Origin of the sequence: Streptomyces sp. NPDC057474 (assembly GCF_042802555.1) — a bacterium.
Taxonomy (GTDB): Bacteria; Actinomycetota; Actinomycetes; order Streptomycetales; family Streptomycetaceae; genus Streptomyces.
Window position 1 is genome coordinate 35,434 of sequence record NZ_JBHVDX010000007.1, and the last position, 23,651, is coordinate 59,084.

At 67.6% G+C, this 23,651-nt stretch carries 20 protein-coding genes; 6 read left to right on the forward strand and 14 right to left on the reverse strand.

Features of this window, described 5'->3' with window-relative positions; genetic code table 11:
- Positions 1–332 precede the first annotated feature (332 nt).
- Together ACFU53_RS03220 and ACFU53_RS03225 are read left to right on the forward strand one after the other, a co-directional pair.
- Entirely contained in the window at positions 333–1,685 is a 1,353-nt protein-coding gene (locus tag ACFU53_RS03220; protein ID WP_383985513.1) for an LLM class flavin-dependent oxidoreductase, read from the forward strand.
- 203 nt (positions 1,686–1,888) lie between these two features.
- Entirely contained in the window at positions 1,889–2,839 is a 951-nt protein-coding gene (locus tag ACFU53_RS03225; RefSeq protein ID WP_383985515.1) for a hypothetical protein, read from the forward strand.
- Positions 2,840–2,865: 26 nt separating this feature from the next.
- Here ACFU53_RS03225 and ACFU53_RS03230 read toward each other — a convergent pair whose 3' ends face one another.
- Positions 2,866–4,569 carry an IclR family transcriptional regulator C-terminal domain-containing protein gene (locus ACFU53_RS03230; RefSeq protein ID WP_383985517.1) on the reverse strand — a complete coding sequence of 568 codons (1,704 nt, stop codon included), beginning with the start codon at positions 4,567–4,569 and terminating at the stop codon, positions 2,866–2,868.
- Positions 4,570–4,782: 213 nt separating this feature from the next.
- Here ACFU53_RS03230 and ACFU53_RS03235 point away from each other — a divergent pair, with 213 nt between their 5' ends.
- Positions 4,783–5,541: an aquaporin gene (locus ACFU53_RS03235; protein WP_383985519.1), complete on the forward strand. Its 759-nt coding sequence runs from the start codon at positions 4,783–4,785 to the stop codon at positions 5,539–5,541.
- Between the two features lie 34 nt (positions 5,542–5,575).
- Entirely contained in the window at positions 5,576–7,045 is a 1,470-nt protein-coding gene (locus ACFU53_RS03240) for an aldehyde dehydrogenase family protein (protein ID WP_383985521.1), read from the forward strand.
- Positions 7,046–7,078: 33 nt separating this feature from the next.
- Here the strand turns inward: ACFU53_RS03240 and ACFU53_RS03245 are convergent, their stop codons facing one another.
- The 13 genes from ACFU53_RS03245 to ACFU53_RS03305 all read right to left on the reverse strand — a co-directional run bounded on the left by ACFU53_RS03245 (position 7,079) and on the right by ACFU53_RS03305 (position 20,870).
- A complete protein-coding gene (locus ACFU53_RS03245) occupies positions 7,079–8,563 on the reverse strand; it encodes an APC family permease (RefSeq protein ID WP_383985523.1) in 1,485 nt (494 codons plus the stop codon).
- Positions 8,564–8,710: 147 nt separating this feature from the next.
- Positions 8,711–9,931, reverse strand: coding sequence for a cytochrome P450 (locus ACFU53_RS03250; protein ID WP_383985525.1), 1,221 nt, complete (start codon positions 9,929–9,931; stop codon positions 8,711–8,713).
- 55 nt (positions 9,932–9,986) lie between these two features.
- Positions 9,987–11,315, reverse strand: coding sequence for an LLM class flavin-dependent oxidoreductase (locus tag ACFU53_RS03255; RefSeq protein ID WP_383985527.1), 1,329 nt, complete (start codon positions 11,313–11,315; stop codon positions 9,987–9,989).
- 10 nt (positions 11,316–11,325) lie between these two features.
- Positions 11,326–12,156 carry an alpha/beta fold hydrolase gene (locus tag ACFU53_RS03260; protein WP_383985529.1) on the reverse strand — a complete coding sequence of 277 codons (831 nt, stop codon included), beginning with the start codon at positions 12,154–12,156 and terminating at the stop codon, positions 11,326–11,328.
- Between the two features lie 49 nt (positions 12,157–12,205).
- Positions 12,206–12,583, reverse strand: coding sequence for a RidA family protein (locus ACFU53_RS03265; RefSeq protein WP_383985531.1), 378 nt, complete (start codon positions 12,581–12,583; stop codon positions 12,206–12,208).
- 84 nt (positions 12,584–12,667) lie between these two features.
- Positions 12,668–13,684, reverse strand: coding sequence for an ABC transporter permease (locus ACFU53_RS03270; protein WP_383985533.1), 1,017 nt, complete (start codon positions 13,682–13,684; stop codon positions 12,668–12,670).
- Between the two features lie 97 nt (positions 13,685–13,781).
- Entirely contained in the window at positions 13,782–15,302 is a 1,521-nt protein-coding gene (locus tag ACFU53_RS03275; RefSeq protein WP_383985535.1) for a sugar ABC transporter ATP-binding protein, read from the reverse strand.
- Between the two features lie 207 nt (positions 15,303–15,509).
- Entirely contained in the window at positions 15,510–16,433 is a 924-nt protein-coding gene (gene dapA, locus ACFU53_RS03280; RefSeq protein WP_383985537.1) for a 4-hydroxy-tetrahydrodipicolinate synthase, read from the reverse strand.
- Positions 16,430–17,200: a ribonuclease activity regulator RraA gene (locus ACFU53_RS03285; RefSeq protein WP_383985539.1), complete on the reverse strand. Its 771-nt coding sequence runs from the start codon at positions 17,198–17,200 to the stop codon at positions 16,430–16,432. The genes dapA and ACFU53_RS03285 overlap by 4 nt, the downstream gene beginning before the upstream one ends.
- Positions 17,197–17,928: a fumarylacetoacetate hydrolase family protein gene (locus tag ACFU53_RS03290; protein ID WP_383985540.1), complete on the reverse strand. Its 732-nt coding sequence runs from the start codon at positions 17,926–17,928 to the stop codon at positions 17,197–17,199. The genes ACFU53_RS03285 and ACFU53_RS03290 overlap by 4 nt, the downstream gene beginning before the upstream one ends.
- 82 nt (positions 17,929–18,010) lie before the next feature.
- Positions 18,011–19,009 (reverse strand): 3,4-dihydroxyphenylacetate 2,3-dioxygenase, encoded by a 999-nt coding sequence (hpaD, locus tag ACFU53_RS03295; protein ID WP_383985542.1) that lies wholly within the window; start codon positions 19,007–19,009, stop codon positions 18,011–18,013.
- 57 nt (positions 19,010–19,066) lie between these two features.
- Positions 19,067–19,969, reverse strand: a complete 903-nt coding sequence (gene purU / locus ACFU53_RS03300; RefSeq protein WP_383985544.1) for a formyltetrahydrofolate deformylase — start codon at positions 19,967–19,969, stop codon at positions 19,067–19,069.
- Position 19,970: 1 nt separating this feature from the next.
- A complete protein-coding gene (locus ACFU53_RS03305) occupies positions 19,971–20,870 on the reverse strand; it encodes a methylenetetrahydrofolate reductase (RefSeq protein ID WP_383985546.1) in 900 nt (299 codons plus the stop codon).
- Between the two features lie 244 nt (positions 20,871–21,114).
- Here ACFU53_RS03305 and ACFU53_RS03310 point away from each other — a divergent pair, with 244 nt between their 5' ends.
- Positions 21,115–22,083 (forward strand): LysR family transcriptional regulator, encoded by a 969-nt coding sequence (locus tag ACFU53_RS03310; RefSeq protein WP_383985548.1) that lies wholly within the window; start codon positions 21,115–21,117, stop codon positions 22,081–22,083.
- Positions 22,084–22,236: 153 nt separating this feature from the next.
- A complete protein-coding gene (locus ACFU53_RS03315) occupies positions 22,237–23,634 on the forward strand; it encodes an aminomethyl transferase family protein (RefSeq protein ID WP_383985550.1) in 1,398 nt (465 codons plus the stop codon).
- Positions 23,635–23,651: the final 17 nt, after the last annotated feature.

Below are 23,651 nucleotides of genomic sequence, written 5' to 3' on the forward strand. Positions count from 1 at the left end.
ATAGGCTACGATCGAACGGTAGCGTTCTATATTCGAACCAATGCTTCTTGAGAGTTGACCACGAGAAGTCGGCCTGAGCAGCCATCACAGCCTGGCCGAGTTCTCCAGCCCTGCGACAGCCGTCGCGAGCCGCTGTCGCAGGCCGCACTCGATCCGCCCGGTTCGTCGCCTCCGAATCCCAGAGCGACGGGCGATCGCAGGGCCCCCGATCCCGCAGTCCAAGGCCCCAGGGCCATGCCCACGCGGCGAACGAGGAAACAACTCCAACCTGCTGGAAACGGCAGGAACCAGATGTGGCGCATGCGCACACAACTTCTCGGACTGGAGGACACATGAGCGGACAGGACGACGAACGCCGCCTTCGATTCCACCTATTCATGTGCGGCAACGACGGATACCTCCCGCACATGCACGAGGGCGTACGCGAAACCAACTACGTCGATCTCCCGAGCGGCGAGTTCAGCCTCCCGCTCCTCGCTCAGGACGAGATGCGCCGGTACATATCCAACCTCGTGTCGGCCGAGCTCCTGGGCTTCGACTCCACCGTGGTCATGGAACAGCGTGTGCCGGCCATCTACCCGAGCTCGACCGTGCTCGCAGGCTGGCTGCTGGCCAAGACGACGCGGCTGCACGTCGGTGCTCTCGGCCCGACGACGAGCACTTACCTCAACCCACTCAAGATCGCCGAAGAGATCGCCATGCTCGACGTGATGTCGGGAGGGCGGGCCTTCGTCGCCATCCCCATGGGCACCGGCAATGTGTACCACCAGATGGGCACCAATCCCACGACCGTTCGGCGCCGCCACCAGGAGGCAGTCGAACTCATCACGCGCGCCCTCACCGAGCCGGGCCCGTTCGAGCATCGCGGCGAGTTCTTCAACCTTCCCTACGTCAACCTCTGGCCACGCCCGCTGCGTCAGCCCCCGGAGATCTGGATGCCGGCGTCCGGCTCCCGCGAATCCCAGGTCCTGGCCGCTCGCGGTCGCTACACGTACGTGTCTTATCTCAGCGGGATCAAGGGGATGAAGCGGTACGTCGATGCCCTGCGAAGCATCGCCCAGGACGAGTTCGGGTACGACCCGCCGCCGCGTCAGATCGCCGCCTGCGTACACGTCTACGTGGCGGAGTCGGACCAGCAGGCCCGTAAGGAGTTCGAGGCCCACATCCTCTGGTTCTACCAGAGTGTGCTTCGGGGGGCATTCGAGGACTCGTTCCCGCCCGGATCCGTGACGATCCCCTCGATGCGGGGTCTGCTCGACAGCGGGTTCCACTTCAAGCCCGAGGACATGACCTTCGACGAGCTGACCCGGGACGCCGTCGCGATCGTGGGCTCTCCGGAAACGGTCACCGCCCAGTTGGAGCGGCTCGTGAACGAGGTCGGGGTGGGCCAGGTCATCGTCATGGCCGACGGTGGGTCCGCGCCGGAGTGGATGGTCCGCAAGAGCATGGAGTTGTTCGCCCGGGAGGTCATGCCGAAGTTCCGGCCGCCGGGCGGCCGGCCGTTCTGGGCGGAGGAGCGGCCGGTCGGTTACGAGACGCTTTCGGAGGCCGGGGCACTCATGCCCAAACCGCCCAGGGAGGCGCTCGTCGATCTCAAGACGGGTGAGGGCATGTTCCGTGTCTACGACGCCCACGTCGACGACCTGCGTGTCCCGGTGGACACGGAGCCGCGCCCCGAACGGTAGGTCTCTTCCCGAATGGCGACGCTGCCACCGCGTGTTGATCGGCAATAGACCGTCCGCGCGGTGGCCGCGGAGTCGGCGACGGAATTCGAAGGTAAAGGCAACCTCTCCCGCAAGAGATATTTCGAAATCCGGAAGAGGTTTCAACTCTATATCTGTTCACCGGAAATTCGGTTCTGGTGTGAGCGCGTCACTACGCTCCGGTCATGGCTCTTTTCGGCCGCCGCGGAGCGGCTGTTCCCCGACTCACACCTGAACTTGATGACGTCGAACTCGGCAGAGTTCGCAAACGTCTTACGTCCACCGGCGCCTCCTCCTCACATGCGCTCGGAGCAGCCGTAATGGAGCAACTGCTGGACGGAACCGGAACCGACTGGGACCGCCGTGCACACCGCTTGGCAGTGCTGGCAGACGTGGCACCGCCGAGCGTGCAACACTCCTGGGTGACGTGGCAACCGCGCAATCCAGACGCGCTGACGCTCTTCGCCTGGGGCGTCATGCTGCGCGCGCGAGAGCATCAGCAGCTCAATGCGGCTGAAGCCGAAGGAGCTATCCAGGCATGTATGCACGCTTCCGCAGCACGGCCTTTTGATCCCAATCCCTGGGTCGTACGTCTCGGATTGCTGCGGATTGCGAGAAGACCCCCGAACGAAGTTTTCCCACTGTGGGCGGAAATCACGCGGCGTGACCCCTGGCACCGTGAAGCGCATCTCCAGATGCTCGGATATCTGTCGCCCGACGAGTGCGGTTCCCGAGGCCAAGTGATGGATTTTCTCGATGAGGTAAGGGCCTTGGCACCCGAACGGACGCCGACCGCCGGACTGGCTCTCTCCGCGTTCGTCGACCACTATCACGCCACCCTGGATCAGGGCGGGCTGAACGCACTGACGGCTGCCCACCTGTGGGAACGCATGGACGCAGCCCAATTGCTGGACTCAGCATCCGTACACTGGCCACTCTCCGGCTATCTGTCCCATGCAGCCGCACTCGCCGACCTGAACTTCCTCGCATACGCGCTCGTCGAGGCACGGCGGCCGAAGGACGCCGCGGAAGCCTTTCGGGCCATCAAGGGGGTCGTCACTGCCGACCCATGGGGGCGAGCCAGTGACGACCCCGTAGGGACGTTCGTCAACTACTGGCAAAAAGCTGGAAGTTGACCGCGCCGATCAGCCCGTCTGGCCGATCAGCCCGTCTGTACGGGAGCGTTGGCGAACGCGACGGCCAGGTCGGATTCGATGCGGGCGGCACAGGCGCGCAGTGCGGGGAGCAGGATGCTCTTGGTGTGCTCGGGGGGCTGCGGCCCGGCGTGCAGGGCGACGTTCACGGCTCCAACGGCATGCCCGCTTAGGTCGCGCACGGGTACGGCCAGCGAGCGCAGTCCTGCCTCCAGCTCCTGTTCGACCATGGCATATCCCTCACCGGCGGCCCGGTCCAGGGCGGCGGCGAGCGCGTCGGGCGAAGTCAGGGTGTACGGAGTCAGGGCCTGGGGTCGCAGAGCACCCAACCGATCCAGCCAGTCCGCCTCGGGCAGGTCCGCGAGCAGGACCCGGCCCATGGAGGTGGCGTACGCGGGCAGCCGGGTGCCGGGGGTGAGCCGGGCGCTGGTGATCTGTTCGGTGGATGCCCTGGCCACGTAGCGGACGTGGGCGCCGTCAAGGACCGCGAGCGAGGCCGATTCCCCCACCTGTCCGGCCAGTTCGGCGAGATGGGGCTGGGCGATGTCGGCGAGGGTGAGGGTGGACAGCCGCGGGTATCCGAGTTCCAGGACGCGCGGGGTCGGCAGAAAGCGGCGGCCACACTGTTCCGCGTATCCGAGTTGGCGCAGCGTCAGCAGATTGCGGCGGGTACTGGGATACGAGAGCCCGGCGGCCTCAGCGGCCTCAGCGAGGGTGAGCCCACCGCTCTGCCGGCCGAGCGCGGTCAGTACGGCGAGACCCCTGGCCAGCGCCTGCAGGAAGGACGGGCCCAGTTCGGGCTTGGCGTCGGTGTAGGCAGGTGCGGCGGCCCGTGGAAGGGCTGCCGTTGAGGTGCCGTACAGCTCGTCCGCAACGTTCTGGGCCGCCTCCGTCAGCGCGGTCAATGCGTGCTCGCGCAGTTCGTCGCCGCTGTGGCGGCTGGTGTGCGCGAGCACGCTGATCGCGCACACGGGCCGGCCGTCGGGGTCGCGTACGGGGACCGACACCGCGACCAGGCCCGGCGCGACCAACTGATCATCGAGTGCCCAGCCGTTCGCGTGGACGGCCGCGGTCCAGGCGGCGAAGTCAACCTCTGTCCGCTCGGGGTCGGGAGTGGCATCGCGCGTGGGAACTGCCGGGAAGCCCGTGTCGAGGGGGTCGGCGGCACGGCGGGCCCGCCAGGCGTCGTAGGTGTCGGGCTGCCATCCGGTCGCGAGCACGGCGCCGGCCGCGCAGCGCTCCGCGGGCAGGTGGGCGACGCCGTGGTAGATTCGGGCGATCTGGGGGCCGGGCGGGACCGCCGTGCCGACGATGCGTGCGTCGGGGCCGTCCAGGACGATCGCCGAGACCGACTCGTCGAGGGTGCGGGTCAACCGCTCCAGGCTCGGCCGCAGCGCGCGGGCCAGGCCGCTCGCGTCCAGGTAGGCGTTGCCGAACTCCATCAGACGTGGGGCGAGGACGAGTTCGCGCCCCTCGACGCGCAGGTATCCGAGGTGGGTCAGGGTCGCGGCGATCCGGTCGACGGCCGAACGTGCCAGGCCGGTCGCGCGGGCGAGGTCACCGGGGCGTGTGGACTCGGGGGCGTCGGCCATGATCCGCAGTACGGCCAGTCCGCGCTCCAGCGGGCCGGTGGCTTCCACCCCGGAGTCCGCCGGCGAAGGGTCCGTCGGCGCCGATGCCTTCGATGTCACCCTCAAAACCTCCGGCGCCATGGTTCGCCCTCCTGTACTTCCGCTTTCCGGCGCATCAGGCCGTACCCGTCGTCGAAGAACGCTACCGGCCATTGACAGCCGTCACGACGATCGCGCAGACTCGGGCCACTCGCTAGATGAATATAAGTTCACTCAGCGAAAAATAAAAGCCCGATGCTGCAGACGCGTCCTACCGGGCTGCCCGTCTCCCCCGCCCCCGCCTTGAGGACTCCCATGAGTGCTTCCGCCCAGAGCCGCGCGGATCTCGTCCGGCACAGCGCCTACGAATTCGCGCTGACCACAGTGCTTCTCTTAGTCGTGGTGAGCCTGGTCCGCTGGCTGGCCTTTCCCGGCTCGTCGCTGGCGATCGGCAACCCGCACACCCTGTTCGCCGTCGCGGGACTCGCCGTCGCCGTGGTTATCGCCGCGTTGATGTACTCGCCGCTCGGCCGCAGATCAGGCGGCCACCTCCACCCGGGTGTCACCGTCTTCCTGTGGTCGAGCGGCCTGTTCCCGGGCCGTGCGGTCCTCCCGTACGTCGCCGCGCAGCTCGCCGGATCCGTGGCCGGGACCGCGCTGGCCGGGCTGGTATGGGGCAAGACCGTGCGCCAGATCGGATACGCGGCCGTGCACCCCGCACCCGGGACCGGCGCGCTCGAACTGTTCCTCATCGAGGGTGCCGCGCTCGCCGCGGTGTTCGTCGCGGTGACGCTGGTGATGGCCAGGCCCTCCCTGAGGGCTCTGATCCCGGCGGTCATCGGCATCGGCGTGGGCGTAGTCATCGCGACCCTCGGCACCGTGACCGGCGCGAGCATCAACCCGGCGCGCGCCTTCGGCCCAGCCCTGCTCTCCGACACGTACGAGCACTTCTGGAACTACATGATCGCGCCGCTGGTCGCCCCGGCCCTCGTCGGCTTCGCCCACCGTGCCTGGCGTACCCGCCGGGCCGACGCCCCCTCGTCGGCGTCCGCGCCCGCGTCCGCCGAGGCCTGAGCCCTCACTTCCCCACCACACCCCAGGAGTACCCGTGTCCACCTCCCGAGGACTGATCATCAATGGCCAGGAGATCCCCGCCTCCTCCGGCCGCACCGCTTCCGACATCAACCCCTGGACCGGCGCCGTCTGTGCGGAGGTCGCCGCAGGCACCCCCGACGACGTACGCCGTGCCGTGGACGCCGCCGACTCCGCGTTCGAGGCGTGGGCCGCGACCAGGCCGGCCGAACGCCGCCGGATCTTCCTGCGCGCCGCGCAGCTGATGGCCGAGCGGACCGAGGAGGTCGTACGAGTGATGGCCACGGAGGTCGGCGGCGTCGCACCCTGGGCGGGCTTCAACGCCCGCCTGGCCGCCGACATCCTGCTGGAGGCGGCGGCCGAGGTCACCCGGCCGACCGGTCAGACCCTCACGACGAACGCCGAAGGCGTCTACTCCGCGCAGGTCCGGGTGCCCAAGGGTGTCATCGCCGCGATCTCGCCGTGGAACGCGCCGCTCATCCTCGGTGTCCGTGCCGTCGCGATGCCGATCGCGATGGGCAACACCGTGGTGATGAAACCCAGCGAGGACGCCCCGATCGCCTGCGGTCTGCTGATCTCCGACGTCCTGCACGAGGCCGGCCTGCCCGCCGGTGTGCTCAACGTCGTCACCAACGACCGCGCCGACGGCGCCGAAGTGGTCTCCGCGCTGATCGCCGACCCCCGGGTACAGATGGTCAACTTCACTGGTTCCACAGAGGTCGGCCGCACCATCGGCGTTCAGGCCGCCCAGCACCTCAAGCCCGCCGTGCTCGAACTCGGCGGCAAGAACGCCCTGCTGGTGCTTGCGGACGCGGAGATCGACTACGCGGTGGACGCCGCGGTCTTCGGCTCCTTCATGAACGCTGGGCAGATCTGCATGTGCGTGGACCGCATCATCGTCCACCGCTCGGTAGCGGACGAGTTCACGGCCAAGTTCGCCGCCCGCGTGAAGGCTCTGCCGTACGGCGATCCGAGCGACCCCGGCACCGCCGTCGGCCCGGTCGTGAACGAGGCCGCCGCCCGCCGGGTCTCGGCGCTTGTCGCGGACGCGGTCTCCCTCGGCGCTGAACTGGCCGCGGGCACCGGCGAGATCGAGGAGCCGGGCACGCTGATCCGGCCGGTGGTACTGACCGGGGTCACCAAGGCGATGAAGGTCTACTACGACGAGATCTTCGGTCCGGCGACCGTGGTCCACGTGGTCGACAGCACCGACGAGGCCGTCTCGCTCGCCAACGACACCCCGTACGGGCTGACCGCCGGCGTCATCACCGAGGACCTGGCGAAGGGCTTGGAGGTCGCGAGCCGGCTCCGTACCGGCATCGTCCACGTCAACGACCAGTCGATCGCGGACGAACCCCAGGCTCCCTTCGGCGGCGTGAAGAGCTCCGGCTACGGCCGCTTCGGCGGGCAGGCGGGCGCCGAGGCCTTCACCGACACGCGCTGGGTCACCGCGCAGGCCGTGGGCCACGCGCACTACCCGATCTGACGGTTCGCATCCCGGGGAGGCGGGACGGACCAGTCATTCCCGGGTACCGATCCGCCGGTAGATGTCGGGGCGCCGGGAACGGAGCAGCACGGCCACCGACGAGCCGGTCACCATGCAACCGATCAGGACCGCGATGGCCACCGCCGACGCCGAACTCGAACCGGTAAGCAGGTCGATGTTGGAGGTCATGGTGATGGCCACGGCTATCATCACGGCGGCGGCTGTCACCGGAGCGATGATCCGGTGCCAGACGGTCACCTCGGTCGGCCACTGCCGCACCAGGTAGGCGACGATCCCCACAGCCGACAGGCACATGAGGAGCAGCAGGAAGTATCCGGCGGTACCTGTGAGGGTGGCGTAGATCTTGGTGGCGGACCGGGACGAGGCAGCCGCGAGAAGCACGAAGCCGACCGTGACGACGCTCAGGACGATACTCGCCCGGTGCGGAGAGCCGAAGCGAGGGTGCGGTGTCCCCAGCGAACGCGGAAGGATGCCGTCGAGGCCGAGGTTGAACAGGTACCGGGCGATGACGTTGTGTATGGCCGTCACCGACGCGAAACTGCTGGTCACCACGAGAACCGTGGTGATGTCGAAAGCGACGAGTCCCACGTACTCGCGCATGCTTCCCAGAAACGCGGAGGCCGGACCGGCCGCGATGGCCGGGGCCGCGTTGTCCTCACCGTACGCCTGGACGAGGAGCCAGGATCCGACGCTGTAGAGGATTCCGAGCAGCGCGACCGAGAGGTAGGTCGCCCGGGGCACCGTCCGTTCCGGATCACGTACCTCGTCGCGGAATATCGCGGTCGACTCGAACCCGGAGAAAGCGATGAAGGCATAGGCGAGGCCTGCCGCCAGTCCACCCGCGAAGAGGTGCTGCGGGTTGAAGGAGGGCGCCGAGAGGTGCCCTGTGTCGCCGCCGGAGACGACGACGGCCGCGTCGAAGACGAGCACCGCGAAGACCTCGAGGACCAGAAGGATGCCGAGCACGCGGGCCGAGAAGTCGACGCGGAGCACCCCGAGGACGGCGGCTCCGCAGGCGACCACGAGCGACCAGACCCACCAGGGAGTGTCGGGGCCGTGGAAGGTGGTGATCAGGGATTCCATCGCCAGTCCGACGAACGGCAGAATTCCTGTCATGCCCAACGTGTAGCCCACCACGGCGATGAACGATGCCGAGAGGCCTGCCGGGCGCCCCAGTCCCGCGGTGACAAAGGTGTAGAAGGCGCCGGCCCCCGGGATTCTCCTCGACATGACGGTGTAGCCGACGGCGTAGACCGCCATCAGCGCACACACCATGATCAAGAGCAGTGGTGTTCCGATGCCGACGCCGAAACCGATCGACAGGGGGACGACTCCCGCGATGATGCCCAGCGGTGCATTGAAGGCCAGCACCGTGAAGATGAGCTGGAACACACCCATGTTGCCGTGCAGACGGTCGCTGGGTTCATGAGGGGCCGGGCTGATGGCGAGCGAAGGGGCTGGTTGGCCTGACGGCGGGTACATCGCTTTCCTGGACATCGAGGCTCCCTCAGAGCAGTCACAGAAATGGGCGTGGTGGGAGAAGAAGGAAAGGTCCGTGGTGTGGCAGCGGCCTCACGGACCGAACAGAGGGGCCTGATGGGCCAGATATGTGGGCACGGGGGTGGCATGGTCGCGGCTCCGGACTCAGGTCGTACGTGGGTCGCCCAGAGCCACATGCAGCGCCTCGGGGGCGCGGAACACGAAGCCTCGGAACGAGGGTTCGTGATGGGACGGATCCAGTCGCAGGTCCGGATAACGCTCGAAGAGCCTCTGCACCGCGAAGCGGATCGCCACTCGGCCGAAGTAGTTCCCGGAGCAGAAGTGCATTCCGGAGCCGAAGGCGAGGTGTTGACCTGCTCGGCGGTCGATGTCGAAGACCGCCGCGTCGGCCCCGAAGACCTCATGGGCCCGATTCGCGGCTCCTACCGAGGCGTTGACGAAGGTGTCCGCAGGCAGGTGCTGGCCCTCGATCTCGACGTCGGCAAGGGTGCGCCTGACGTTGACCTGGATGGGCGAGACCCACCGCAGGGCTTCCTCGATCGCCGGACGGACGACCGCTTCCGGATCCGCGGCGAACCGGGCCCTCAGGCGCTCGTCCATGAGCAGTGCCGCCGCCAGCGTACTGGCGCCGTGCCCCGGTTCCTGCAGGCCGCCGCCGATCACGATCTTGAGCGTCGGGGTGATGTCGTGGACCCGTTCGTCCAGGCTGTCGCCGACCGCGTGGCGGAGCAGGTGGGAGACGATCGTGTCGTTCGGGGCCTGATCGAGGCGCTGGAAGACCTCTGACATCTCCGCGTCGATTTCACGGCTGATGGTGTGTGCCTCACGTGCGACATTCATGTCCCCGTTGAGGTTGGAGGACGCGAGGATGATGCCCCGGAACCAATGGCGCAGGGTGTCGGCCGACACTTCGGGAATGCCGATGACGCGTCCGAGACTCAGCACGGAGATGGGTTCGAAGTACTCGGAGACCAGCTCTGCTGTCGAGCGGTCGTCCAGCTGCCAGAGCCGGCGCTCGACCACGTCCCGGATGACGGCGTCCGTGTACGTGTCGACCACCGGGCGAGCCAGACAGGCGTGCAACGCCTTGCGGTAGCGCCGGTGCTGTGGTCCGTCCACGCTGAGGATGTTGTGCTCGCCGATGCACTCGAGCGGTTCCGGCGGGAAAACGGCCGCGAACCGCTCGGTGTCCTCGTGAATGGCCTTCACCGTCTCGTAGCCGGTCGCCAGCCAGCCGCCGGCGGCCGGCACGTAGGCGACCGGCGCCTCGGAGCGCAAACGCTCGTACAACGGGTAGGGGTCGTGCTCCAGGTCTGCGAAGCTGAGGGACTCCAGCTCGCGCTCCAGTGTCTTGCTCGCCTTCATCGCAACTCCTCGGGTGATGCGAACTCCTGCTGCCCGGACACCGGAGCGCGGCCGGTCAGCCCGCCGGCCAGGGTTCGACGACCTGCTCCCGCAGTTCCGGCACATGGGCGGTACTGACATCGACCAGGCCACCTGTGCCGAACGACGCGGTGGGTGCGGTGGCGTCGGTCGGACGGCGCGCTCCGAACTCGGAGTTGGTCTCGAAGGCGAACCGCCTGCCCTCGTGCTCGGGCGGCAGGCCGCCCGGGCGCAGACGGGGAATGACTTCCTCGGCGAACAGCGTCATCGACTTGTCCGCCAGCCAGCGGGGCTTGGTGCCCGAGTTCATCCCCAGGACAAGCCGTGCCGCCCCCATCTCGTCGAGATAGTCCTTCAGCTTGCGCGCAACCGTCTCGGGCGATCCGGCGATCAGCCAGCCGTTGTCGACGATCTGGTCGTAGCTGAGCTCACTGATCGGCGTCGAGCGGTAGCCGCCGGCCATCGCCCGCCGCAGGGACGTCTCGCTGATGTATCCCGGCGGAAAGACGTCGTGCGGCGCCGACCGGAAGAAGTTCTGGTAGGTCCACAACTCGTGCGCTTCGGCCTCCCGGCGCGCCTGTTCGTCGCTCTCCGCGACGTGCACGGTGACCACCAGCGCGAGTTGGCGCGGGTCCATCTCGTACCCCTCCTCCCGGCACAGATTGCGGAGGGTCTCGACCGTGCGCAGGAGACCTGCCCGCGGGCTGAGGGCGGCCTGGTAGACGTAGCGGTGCTTCGCGACGAGCTGCAGGGTCTCGACGGAACCTCCACCAGGGATGAAGACCGTCGGGTGCGGCTCCTGAAGGGGCTTGGGCCACAGGTTCACGTAGGGAATGTTGAAGAACTCGCCCTTCCACTCGAAGGGACCGGGCCGGGTGAACGCCGCCATCAGCAGGTCGTGGGCCTCACGGAAGCGACGTCGTGATGTCGCGGGGTTCATGACTCCCGTGGAGTGGTACTGCATGCCGTGCCCCATCGGGAGGCCGAAGAAGAACCGCCCCCTGGACATCGTGTCCAGCGTGGCGATTTCCTCGGCCAGCCGCAACGGGGACAGATAGTCGTTGATGATCGGTCCGACGACCCCGATGCGGATCCGTCGCGTGCTCGCCGCCGCGTAGGCCGCGGCGAGCATCGGGTTGCCCAGACTGCCGATGGGGCCGTTGTGCTGCTCGCTGACGATGACTCCGTCGAACCCGAGGTCCTCCAGCGTCCGGATGGTGTGCAACTGGTCGTCGAGCGCGTGCTGTCCGAGGACCTTGTCGTAGTGGGTGTTGGGCAGGTCGATGTAATTGGACTTGCGCTTGGGTGCGTAGGGAGCGTTCGGGAAGGGTGTCTCCACCAGCACGTTGAACTCGTAGTCGGTCATGGCGTTCTCCTCACGTGTTGGCGGCGACATGCTGCGTGACCAGTCCGCTGATCTCGGCCGGGTGCTCGAGGTGGGGCAGGTGACCGGACGACTGCCCCGTGGGGCCCTCGAAGGTGATCAGCCGTGCGTCCGGGATGAGTTCCGCGTACCGTCCGGCCATCGCTGTCGGGACGACGCGGTCCTCCTGGGCGCCGATCACCAGCGTCGGGGTGCTCACGCGCCGGAGCCGGTGGTCGAGGCGGTGGTCGTATCTCGGATTCCACATCAGCCGAGCCGTGGCCGCGCTCTCGACCATGGCGCGGATCATGTCGTCCGGGTCGCCTTCCTGTTCGAAGTACTCCGCGTACGCCGCCTCACGTCCGTTGAGGAGGGCCGAGAGCCGCTCCTCGGGCAACATCCGGAAGGTGTCGATCGACGGGACGTCCGGCAGTCTGAGGCCGGTCGGGGTGATCAGGGTGAGGCTCTTGAAGCGGCGGGGGTAGAAGACTGCCAGGTCGGCGGCCAGCCAGCCGCCGAGACCGTGGCCGACCAGGTGCACCGGCTCCAGTCCGAGAGCGTCGAGCAGGCCGTCGTAGTGCAGGACGAGATCCTCGAAGGACTGGATCTCGTCGTTGATCGGTGTCTCGCCGTACCCCGGATGCTCGGGAACCACGCAGTCGACGGCCCCGGACAGCTTCTCGAAGAACGGCAGCCATGCGCGTGTCAGCCCGTCGCTGTGGAGATAGACGACACGCTCCCCTTGTCCCTTGCGTCGGTAGGCGGTACTCAGCCCGCCCACCTCGACGAACTCCGGCTGGGTGTAATACGCCCACGAGGGCGCCTTCGCCGTCTCCGTACTCATGTTCACCTCAAGTCGTTCGATAATCGGGCTCTACGTCCTCAGGATCGGCCTATTCGGCCGGGATCAGGCGCGCCCCACGCTGGGCGATCACCTCGAACTCCACCTTGAGTTCGGGCGCGGCCAACTGGCAGATGGCCAGGGCGCCGCTGGCCGGCTTGGGATCGGGGAGCATCTCCCGGATGACGTCGTTGACTTCGCGTTCGTAGGCGCGATCGGTGATCGTCGGGCGGAAGTAGACGATCTCCGACAGCGAACTGTCGACGTCCTCCAGGAGCTTGGCTATCCCCACGATGACCTCCCGCGCCTGGTCTGCCGCCGTCTCGCCGAGCGCGGCCAGCCCCGAGATGAAGATCAGATCGTCACTGGCGATCGCCGTCGCGAACGGATGAATGTGGGCGGGCCCCGGGATCACGCGGTAGTCGGGCATGATGGTTCGCTCCTTCGGATGGGGGTTTCAGCTGAAGGTCGACGGCTCCGCACCTCCGTTCGGGCAGACGCGGAGGCGCGGTCGTCACGTGCGGTGACTGCTGCTGCGGGTCCATGCGTCGACGCCGACGGCGAGGAGGATGATCGAACCGCTGACGATCTGCTGGTAGATCGGGTCTACGCCGATCAGGTTGAAGCCATTGGAGATGAGCGCCAGGGTGAAGACGCCGACCAGGGTGCGCCAGATCGCACCTTGCCCACCCAGGACGCTGTTCCCGCCGATCAGGATCGCGGCCAGCGCGTCGAAGATGAGGTTGGCGCCGCTCGATGCCCCGACGGAAAGGCTGCGTGCCGCGACGACCAGTCCGGCGATCGCCGCGGCGCCGCCCGACAGGATGTAGGCGGCCACGAGTGTCTTGCCGGTCGACACTCCGGAAAGCCTGGCGGCGGCCAGGTTGCCCCCGGTCGCGAACGCCTGCCGCCCGAACACGGTGAAGTTCAGGAGAAAGGAACACAGCAACGCGACGCCCACGAAGAACCAGCTGGAGAGTCGAAACCCCAGGAACTGCGTGTTGGCGAAGTTCGCGAACGACGGGTCGGTGACCAGGAGAAGTCCTGAACCGCTGATGGCCGTTGCCAGGCCACCGTAGGCGATCATCGTGCCCAGCGTGCCGACGAAGTGGTTGATGCGGCCGACTGTGACCAGTAGCCCGTTCACGAGCCCGAGTACGCATCCCGCCAGGATTCCGGCGGCGATGCCGAGTGCCGGCTGCGTGTGGTTGCCGACCTTCACTCCCACGATCGCCGATACGGCGAAAATCGCGGCGGCCGAGAGGTCGAAGCCGCCGGCGATGATCACGACCGTGCCCGCACACGCGATCAGCCCCATTCCCACGGAGCTGTCGACCACGTTCTTGAGGTTGCCCACGGTCAGGAACGTGTCCGTGGTGAAGGACAGAACAACGAACAGAAGGATCAAGAACAGGACAACGGCGCCATCACGCAGTGTCGCTGCTCCTGTGATCCGCTCTTTACTGATCCGCCCTTTGCGCGGGGGCGCCGGCGAAGGCGAGGCGGAGGGTGTGGTCGGTAGGGCAGTCATAGAGGGCACCCCTCCAGAGTCCGATATTCGGGACTACTAGTTCGGAAAAGCTATCAGCGGCTTGAACAGGTGGCAATGCCTGATGTCGTTTCGCACTTCACTGGGTTGTCGCGACCGCGCCGAACGCCGCCGCGAGTACGCGTTCCTCGTTCGCCTCCGCAGCCTGCAACTCCGCCACGAGACGCCCTCGGCGCATGACGAGCACCCGGTGTGCGAGCCCGAGAACCTCCTCGACGTCACTGGAGATGACGAGAATGGCCATGCCCTGCGCGGCGAGCGACACCAGCAACTCGTAGATCGCTCGCTTCGCTCCGACATCGACTCCGCGGGTCGGTTCGTCGACGAGCAGCACCCTGGGTCCGCCCATGAGGCATTTGGCGAAGAGCACCTTCTGCTGGTTGCCGCCCGAAAGACCGCTGACCAGTGCGTCCGGCCCGCTCGCACGGACTCCGAGATCACGCATGAGGTGCTCGACGGCCTGCTGCCTGCCACCCCGCCTCAGCAAGCCGAAAGAACTCACGTCGCCGAGACTCGCCATCACCACGTTCTCGGAAATTGATCGCATCATCACCAGGCCGTCCTTCTGACGGCTCTCCGGGAGCAGGACGAGACCGCGCTCGATCGATCCACGTGGTGAGCCCCGTGAAATCGGACGGCCGTCCAGGACGACGGTTCCGGAGTCGAAGCCATCGGCGCCGAAGACGGCGCGCGCCACCTCCGTACGGCCACTCCCGATGAGGCCGGCCAGGCCGACGATCTCTCCGGGCCGAAGGTCGAATCCGACGTCCGAAAAACGCCCTGCGGCAGTCAGATTCCGGACTTGGAGCAGAGGGTCCACGGAAGGGGCACACGGTATGCGCTCGGGGAAGGCGAGTTCGAGGGAGCGGCCCAGCATCGCCCGCACCAGCGATTCCTCGGTCTCCTCCGCCGCGGGGCGGGTCCTGACGTGCTCACCGTCGCGCATGACCGTCACGGTGTCCGAGATCTGGAGGACCTCTCCGAGGAAATGTGAGATGTACACGATCGTCGTGCCCTGATCCCGTAGTCCTCTGATGATCTCGTAGAGCTGCTCCGACTCGACCATGGTCAGGGGCGCGGTCGGCTCATCCATGATGATCAGTTCGGCATTACGCGCGACGGCCCTGAGGATCTCGACCTTCTGCTGGTCGGCCAGGCGAAGCGATCCGACGCAGGCGTCACCGTCGAGGTCGAAGCCGGTCCTCCGCAAGAGTTCCTTGAAGCGACGACGCAGGTCACGCGGCCGGAGGAGACCGGCTCGATGTGATTCGACGCCGAGGAAGACGTTCTCCATAACGGATCGGGCCGGCACCATGGCCAGCTCCTGGTCCATCATGGCGATGCCGCTTTCCAGAGCATGACGGGGGGAATAGTGCTGCACGCGCCTGCCGGCCACGGTCAGCCGGCCGGCGCTCGGCGCGACGACCCCGGCCATGATCTTGCTGATGGTGGACTTGCCGGCCCCGTTCTCACCGACGATCGCGTGTACCGAGCCGCGGGCGATGGTGAAGCTGACATCCCGCACGGCATGCACTCCGCCGTAGCTCTTGAAGATTTCACTCAGCTCGACGTGGGCACGGTTCGTCGCTTGCTCACTCATCAGGTATGTCCTCCTCTGCCGTTCGCCGCGAAGCCACGAACCATGGAGGCGCTCCGAATCGGACTCCATGTGTCGATATTTGACCGCACCGACGTTGCAGCGAGGTTAGCGGCGGCACCTAGCTGTGCGACAGATGATTGCGTGGCAATCTTTTGCCGCGCCGGACCCCCAAGCTTCGGAGGACACCACTTTCTTGCGCCGGGCATGTCACACCCGCTCTGGAACCAGATCGAGGGCTTGCCGCAGCAGTTCTTCCGCTCGCGCCTGTCCGTCGGCGGTCAGCGGGATCAGGGGCGGCCGCACAAAACCCGACCGCAGCAGTCCTCGCTTCGCCAGGACCCATTTCGCCGCAGCGGGATTCGTCTCGGTGAAGACCATGTCGACCAACGGATGAAGCTTGTAGTGCAGTTCGCGGGCGCGGACCAGGTTCCCGGCCTCCGCGGCCTCGTACATCTCCGCGACCGCGGCGGGCGCGATGTTGGCCACGGCGCTGACGAATCCGACGCCGCCCAGGCTCAGCAGTGGCAGACACAGCAGCTCGATGCCGGACCACACAAGGAGTTCGGGGCCGCACTCGTGGATGACCCGCGAGAAATGCTCGAAGTCCTTGGTCGTCTCCTTGATGCCGACGACGTTGTCGAAGTCCCGGAACAGTCGGCCCACGGTCTCCGGAGCCACGTCGACCGCGGTCCGGGAGGGCACGTTGTAGATGACGATCGGCAGGTCGGGATATTCCCGGGCGACCGTGGCGTACCACTGGTAGAGCGCTTCCTGGGTCGGCCGCGCGTAGTACGGCGTGATGACCAGGGCGGCGTCGGCGCCGGCGTCGCGAGCGACGCCGGTCAGCTCCAGGGTTTCGTCGAGCTTGGCCGATCCGGTCCCGGGCAGGAACGGGACGCGGTCGGCGACGATCTCGGCGGCGAGCCGGATGGCGTCGGCCCGCTCCGCGAGGCTCTGTGCGCTGGGCTCGCCCGTGGATCCGCCGATCGAGATCCCGTGCGTGCCGTTCTCCAGCTGGAACTCGATCAGACGGCGCAGGCCCAGCGGGTCCGGAGCACCGTCGTCGGTGAACGGACTCACCACCGGGGCGATCGAGCCGCGGATGCGGGCGGGGTCTGTGCGGTACTTCATGACGTGGTCTCCCTGTCCTGCTCGGTACCCGCTTCGGCTCGATCGGTCGCCCAGGCCTCGTAGCGTTCGAGCCAGGCTCCGCTCAGCGGGTAGAGGCCGTCGACGCTCGCACCGGCGCGCACCTGCTCGGTGATGAAGGCCTCCCGCCGCTCCTGCTCCACGGAAGTGGCGAGGATCCGCGCGGCAATCGAAGGGGGAATGACCACGACACCGTCGTCGTCGCCCACGATGATGTCGCCGGGCAGCACCGTCGCGCCCCCGCAGGCGACAGCCACATCTGTGTCCCAGGGGACGTGCTTGCGCCCCAGCACCGCCGGGTGAGCGCACTGCGCGAAGACCGGCATGTCCAGGGTGGCGACGGTGGCCGCGTCCCGGACGCCTCCGTCGGTGACGATGCCGGCGGCTCCTCGGACCTGGGCCCGGAGCGCGAGGATGTCGCCGATGGTGCCGCTGCCCGCCTCACCGCGGGCGTCCATGACGAGGACCTCGCCGGGGAGTATGGAGTCGATCGCACGCTTCTGGGCGTTGAGCCCGCCGCCGTAGTCGGCGAAGAGGTCCTCACGCAGCGGCACATACCTGAGCGTCCGGGCGCGGCCGACGAATCGCGCGCCGGGCCTGGTCGGTCGGACGCCGTCGATCACCGTGCTGGTGAGTCCATGGGCGCGCAGTTGGGCGGCCAGAGTCGCCACCGCGACAGTCCGGAGCCCCGCGATCACTTCGGTGAGTGGGACTTCACTGTCCGGCTCGGTGCGTTCTTCCTGGTTCATCTGTTCCCACCTCGCTCGCCGAATGCGGCGGTCCTGGCATCGTGGTCGTTACGCGGCAGTGCCCCGACGGCGGGAATGGGCACCGTGCCCTCAGTCACGGTCCTGGTGAGCCGCCCGGTGCTCAACTCGCCTGCGTTGACCTCCACTTCGACCGTCTGGCCGGGTAGCGCGACGCTGGAGCCGGTCGGCGTCCCGAGCAGGATCAGGTCTCCCCGGCGGATGCGCAGGACCCGCGACAGATCGGCGATCACGTACTCGGGGCCGAAGATCATGTCGTCCTGGTCCGCGTCCTGGACGAGCTCCGAGTCGAGCCAGGTGCGCACACGTAGGGTCTGTGGGTCGATGCCGGCGGCGGTCAGCAGCCGGGGGCCGACCGGGGTGAACCCGCTCCAGCCCTTGGAATGGACATTGGACCCGGGATCGGCGTAACGCAGGTCGTAGACCCCGAAGTCATTGGCGGCGGTGACCGCCTGGACGTGGCGCCACGCGTCGCGCTGGTCCACGTTGGCCGGGGTGTCGCCCATCAGCAGCGCGATCTCACCCTCGTAGGCGAGCAGGCCGCAGCCCAGTGGTCGGACGACTTCGACGTCGGAGACCGACACCGTGGTGGGCGGCTTGAGGAAGTACGACGGCGCCGACGGTGTCCGGCCCCGTTCGGCAGCACGGCTGCGGTAGTTCAGATGGACCGCGATGAGCGTGCCGGGCGCGATGTCCGTCAGTTCGTTCACGGGGCTGGTCCTCGTCGACTCGAAGTGGGCTCCGGCTGCGCGGTTGCGTCCCCCCAAGCGCGACCGCGCGGCCGGAATTCAATCAGTGGATGGCGAGGTAGTCCTCGAGAGTGGTGGGTGTGACCTTGAGCAGGGGATCGCGCACTTTCTCGCCCGGGAACTCACTGGCCTCGAAGAACCACCGGCGCGACGCGGGCATGCCCCACAACTGGGAGCGGCGCATGTTCGACAGGTCCCAGCGGATCGGCTCGGCCTCCAGGTCGATGAACTGGTAGTGCGTGGTGAACAGTTCGATGCGGTGTCCGTCCGGGTCACGCAGATACAGGAAGACGGCATTGCTGATCCCGTGCCGGCCCGGGCCGCGGTCGATCTGATCGCCGTGGCCGAGGCTGCCCGCCACGTCGGCGGCGTGCATCAGCGCGGACACGTCCGGGACCGTGTAGCCGAAGTGGTGCATGCGGGGGCCGCGTCCGTTGGTGAAGACCAGGTCGTGGGTGTTGCCCTTGACCTCCAGCCAGGTGCCCCACATGTCGTCGGTGCCGTCGGTCGCGGTGTACTCGGACATGCGGAATCCGAGGGCGGAGTAGAAGTCCACCGCGGCCTGCACGTCGTACGTGACGATCTGGAAGTGGTCGAACCGTTCCGGAGCGGCGGACCGGAAGGTGTGGAACTGCTGCATCTGGCGCGGCACGGTCTCCATGGACGCGCAGAGTTCGATGTGCGTGCCCACCGGGTCGACGAAGCGCAGGGTCCGGCCCTGGTACGGCACATCGACGAAGGTGGCATGGATGCCGAGCTCCGCGAGATGGCGGTGGGCCTTCTCGATCTCGTCGTCGTCGGTCACCCGGAACCCGACCTGCTCGCACAGGCCAGGGCTGTCGGACTTGCGCAGGACGAGACTGTGGTGGGCCGCTTCCTCCACGCCGCGCAGGTAGATCGTGTCCGGGGTCTCCTCGGTGACGACGAGTCCGGTGACATCACGGTAGAAGTCCCTGCTCGCGCCGAGATCGGCGACGGCCAGGACGGCGTGACTGGCCCGCGTGATGGTGAAGGCGGGAGTGCGGTTCCAGACGGGGAGCATGTCCTCTCCAAAGGGCAGTGCGGGTGGGGCCGTGCATCCAGGGAACTGGTTCAGGGGTCAGAAGACGATCGTGTGCTTGTCATGCCTGACGACGCGGTTCTGGCAGTGCCACAGAACCGCGCGGGAGAGCACCTGTCGTTCGACGTCGGCACCCCTGCGGACCAGCTCGGCCACGCTGTCGCGGTGCGAGGCGCGGGCGACGTCCTGGTCGATGATGGGCCCCTCGTCGAGGTCTTCCGTCACGTAGTGGGCGGTGGCCCCGACCAGCTTCACGCCGCGTTCGTGCGCCCTGCGGTAGGGCGCGGCGCCGATGAACGCCGGCAGGAACGAGTGATGGATGTTGATGACCGGGACGCCGATCTTCTCGAGGAAGCCGGGCGAGAGGATCCGCATGTAGCGGGCGAGAACCACCAGGTCGACGTTGCCCCTGAGCAGGTCCAGATGCTCGGCCTCGACCGCGTCGCGGTTCGTCGCGTCCGTGGGCGTGTGGATGAACGGGACGCCGAAGTTCCGTACGTCGGCGGCGAGATCGGCATGGTTCGAGATCACCATCGGAACGGTCATGGGGATCTCGCCCCGGCGCTGGCGCCAGAGCAGATCCAGCACACAGTGATCGGACTTCGACGCCAGGATCGCCACCCGCTTGGGGGCGGCCTGGTCGAACAGCTCCCAGTTCAGGTCCAGTTGGCCGGTCAGTGAATCCAGGTCCGCTTCGAGCGCCGGGACGCGCACGGCGAGATCGGGGAGACGGAACACCGTGCGCTGGAAAAAGGCACCGCCCGACGGATCGTCCGAGTGCTGGTCCAGAGCCGTGATGTTGGCCCCGTGCCTCTGGAGCAGTGCGGTCACCGCGGCGACGATGCCGGGCCTGTCCCGGCCCTGGACGACGAGGCAGCCATGGTCGGCCTGCCCGGCGGACGTGGGAGCGGTGGCGGCCGCCGGCTGTGCAATGGTGGTCATCTCAGGCCGTCCTCGCAGACTGGGTGGGGTCGAGTCGGACAGCGAAGTCACGGGCCCACTCCGAGGCCGCGCGCATGCCGCCGAACGTGTAGAAGTGCATCCGGACATCGCCGTGGACGGCCGGATCGAGGCCCTCCTCCAGCGCCGAGACGTATGCGTCGGGACCGGCGGTGCCCATGAGATTGGCGAGGGAGAAGCCGTACTTGCGCGCGATCCCGGCCGACGAGGACACACCGAACCGGCGGGCGTACGACAGCAGGCGCTTGATGCCGACCGGCCCGGGAACCCCGACGCGTATCTGGGCGTCGATCCCCTCCCCTCGGATCGCGGCGATCCAGGCCAGGGTCGGCTGGGCGTCGAAGCCGAACTGCGTGATCACGGCGGGGACCAGGCCCTGCTCTGTGAGCAGAGCGGTTTTGGCATGCAGTGCCTCGGCCAGCTTGTGGTCCGCGATGTGCGGGTGCCCTTCCGGATATCCGGCGAAGCCGACCCGCCGCACGCCCGCCGTCTGCAACATCCCGCTGCGCAGAACGGAGAGGCTGTCGGCGAATCGGCCGGCGGGCGTCGTCGGGTCGCCGCCGACGACGAAGACCTCGTTGACCGCCCCGGCCTCGCCCAGCGCCGCGAGGAACTCGCCGAGTTCGGCTGTCGAACGCAGGCGGCGGGCGGAGATGTGCGGGACCGCGACAAAACCGTGGCGGCGCACCGCTCTGGCCGCGTCGACCCGCTCTTCCATGGTCTCGTTGCCCAGGTAGGTGATGTTGACGCGGGTCCCGATCGGGAGCAGTTCCGCGGCCTCGTCGAGCCCGGGAACGTCCTTGCCCGTCATTTCCAGCGAGAAGTCGTCAAGCACGTTCGGGCGCTGCCCGAGTCGCCTTTGACCACCGGAGTCGTGCTGCATGGGATGTGCCCTCCTCCACGGCGGAACGCAGTGCACCCGCTCGACCGGGCCACTGACACGCCTGGTCAGCCGGCCGCGCTCACTCCGGATCGCAGCGGTGGTCCGATCCACCGGCCAGGGGAGCGCGGGGCGGAGATCCGTCAGCGACGCCGCCTGGAACAGGATCCTCGTTGACGGCCAGCCATATGGGAAGAATCATCTGGATATAGTCGCTATACAGAGAATGAATGACGGGAGGACGGTCATGGAACTCCGGCAGCTCAAGTACTTCATCGCCATCGCCGAGGCCGGCTCGTTCTCTGCCGCGGCGACCGTCCTGCACATGTCCCAGCCACCGCTGAGCCTCGCCATCGCGCATCTGGAACGAGAGCTCGGTGTGACGTTGTTCGTCCGCACCTCGAAGGGGGTCCGGATCACCGGCGCGGGCAGCCAACTGCTGGAGAGCGCCCACCAGATCCTCGACGACGTCTCGGCCCTGACCGACCGGCTGGCCCGCTACAGCACCGGCCACACCGGCCGCATCACCCTCGCCGCCGTCCCGTCCCTGATGTGGAACCGTATCCCGTCAATGCTGCGCCGCTATGAGGCCGAGCACCCCGACGTCGACGTCCGGCTGCTCGATCCCGGACCACTGGACGCCATCGACATGGTGCTGGAGCGGGCGGCGGACCTGGCGTTCATCGTGACCGCGGACAACCGGCGCCTCGCGGAGAACTACGCCGCCTCGCTCGACTTCACGCCGTGCGGCGAACTGGAGTTGCGTGCTGTGCTGCCACCGGAGGACGAGCACATCAGCGATCCGATGGACCTGCGTGAGCTGGACGGTCGCACCCTGTTCGTCCCGCGCCGCACGCTCGCCGTGCCCAGCCTCGCCGAGGTCGTCGAGGGAGCTCTGTACGCGCGCGGCGTCGTCCCTCGCGTCAAGCGGACCGTCGCGACGATCCCGACCTGTCTTCCTCTGGTCGCTGCCGGACTGGGCGTGGCGGTCCTGCCCGAGCCGGAGACGGGCGGCGCCCCGTTGCCGCGCATCACCGTCAGACGCATCGACCCGCCGCTGCCCACCCTGCAGATCGCGGCCGTCTGGCGGCGGGACAGCGATCCGAGCCCGGCGCAGGCGGCGATGCGAGAACTGGCGGTCCAGGAGCGGGCTATGGCGTCGAGCAGTTGGGACACCTCGGCGGCCGACAGCTCACCAGAGAGCGACAAGCCATAGCGGTTCGCTATAGCGGCGAAATCTATTCGGTATTTGCTCGATAGCCTTCCTGGTTCGAGACTTCTGGAGTCATCGCCGACCTGCTCCTGGCGTCCGTTTTCCGGTCCCCGGTCTTCGGCCGGTCGGCGCGCGATCCGGCCCTGAGAAGGACATATGCATCCCGCCAATCTCCAGGAAGTCATCGACGCGTCAGGCAACATCGTCGAGCACCTGCGTAACGCGCAGAACCCGTCGTACATCGTCCCGGTCGTCGCCTCCGAGTTCAGCAACTGGCGTTCCGAGCAGAAGGCCTGGCGGGAGACGGCCGTTCTCTTCGACCAGACCCACCACATGGACACCCTGGTCATCACGGGTCGGGACGCGCTCAAGCTGATCTCCGACACCGCGGTGAACAGCGTCGCCAACTTCGCCGTCAACCGGGCCAAGCAGTACGTCGCGACCACGGCCGAGGGTTACGTCGTCGGTGACGGAATCCTGTTCCGCGAGGAGCAGGAGCAGTTCGTGTACATCGGCCGCCCGCCGGCCGGCAACTGGCTGCGCTACCACGGTGAGACCGGCGGCTACGCGGTGAACATCGAGGTCGACCGCCGCTCCCCCACCAACCCGATGGGCCAGCCCGTCGTACGCAAGCACTGGCGGCTTCAGATCCAGGGCCCGCGGGCCTGGGACATCATCGAGAAGCTCAACGGCGGGCCGGTGGAGAAGCTCCGCTTCTTCCACATGGGTTACATGAACATCGACGGCACCCGGGTGCGGACACTCCGCCACGGCATGGCCGGCGTGCCGGGCCTGGAACTGTGGGGGCCGTTCGAGGACTACGTACGGATCCGGGACGCGGTCGTCGAGGCCGGCGAGGAATTCGGACTACGGGCGGTCGGTGGGCGTACCTATCCCACCAACACCCTTGAATCCGGCTGGATCCCCGACCCACTGCCCGCCATCTACACCGGTGAGGGGTTGCGCCCGTACCGGACCTGGCTCGGCGCGGAGAGCTGCGAGGCCCGCAACGCGATCGCCGGCAGCTTCGTGTCCGACAAGATCGAGGACTACTACCTCACGCCGTGGGAGCTGGGTTACGGCTCGTTCATCTCGTTCGACCACGACTTCATAGGCCGCGACGCGCTCGAGAAGACCGACCCGGCGACCCAGCGCCGTAAGGTCACCCTCGCCTGGCACCCTGAGGACCTGGCGAAGATCTTCTCCTCGATGGTGAGCGAGGAGGGCATCGGCTACAAGTACTTCGACCTCCCCCTCGCCAACTACGGCTTCTTCAACTTCGACACCGTGCTCGACGCCGACGACCGCCCGCTCGGCTTCTCGATGTGGACCGGGTACAGCGCCAACGAGCGTCGGGCCCTCTCGCTCGGCACGCTCGACCCGTCGGTCCCGCTGGGCAGCGAGGTCAGCGTGGTCTGGGGCGAGCCGAACGGTGGCTCCGAGAAGGCCACGGTCGAGCGCCACGAGCAGTTCAAGGTACGGGCGACCGTGAGCCCCACTCCCTACTCAGCCGTCGCTCGCGAGGACTACCGGCCGGGCTGGCGGACCGCCTGATCAGCAGCGTATGCGCG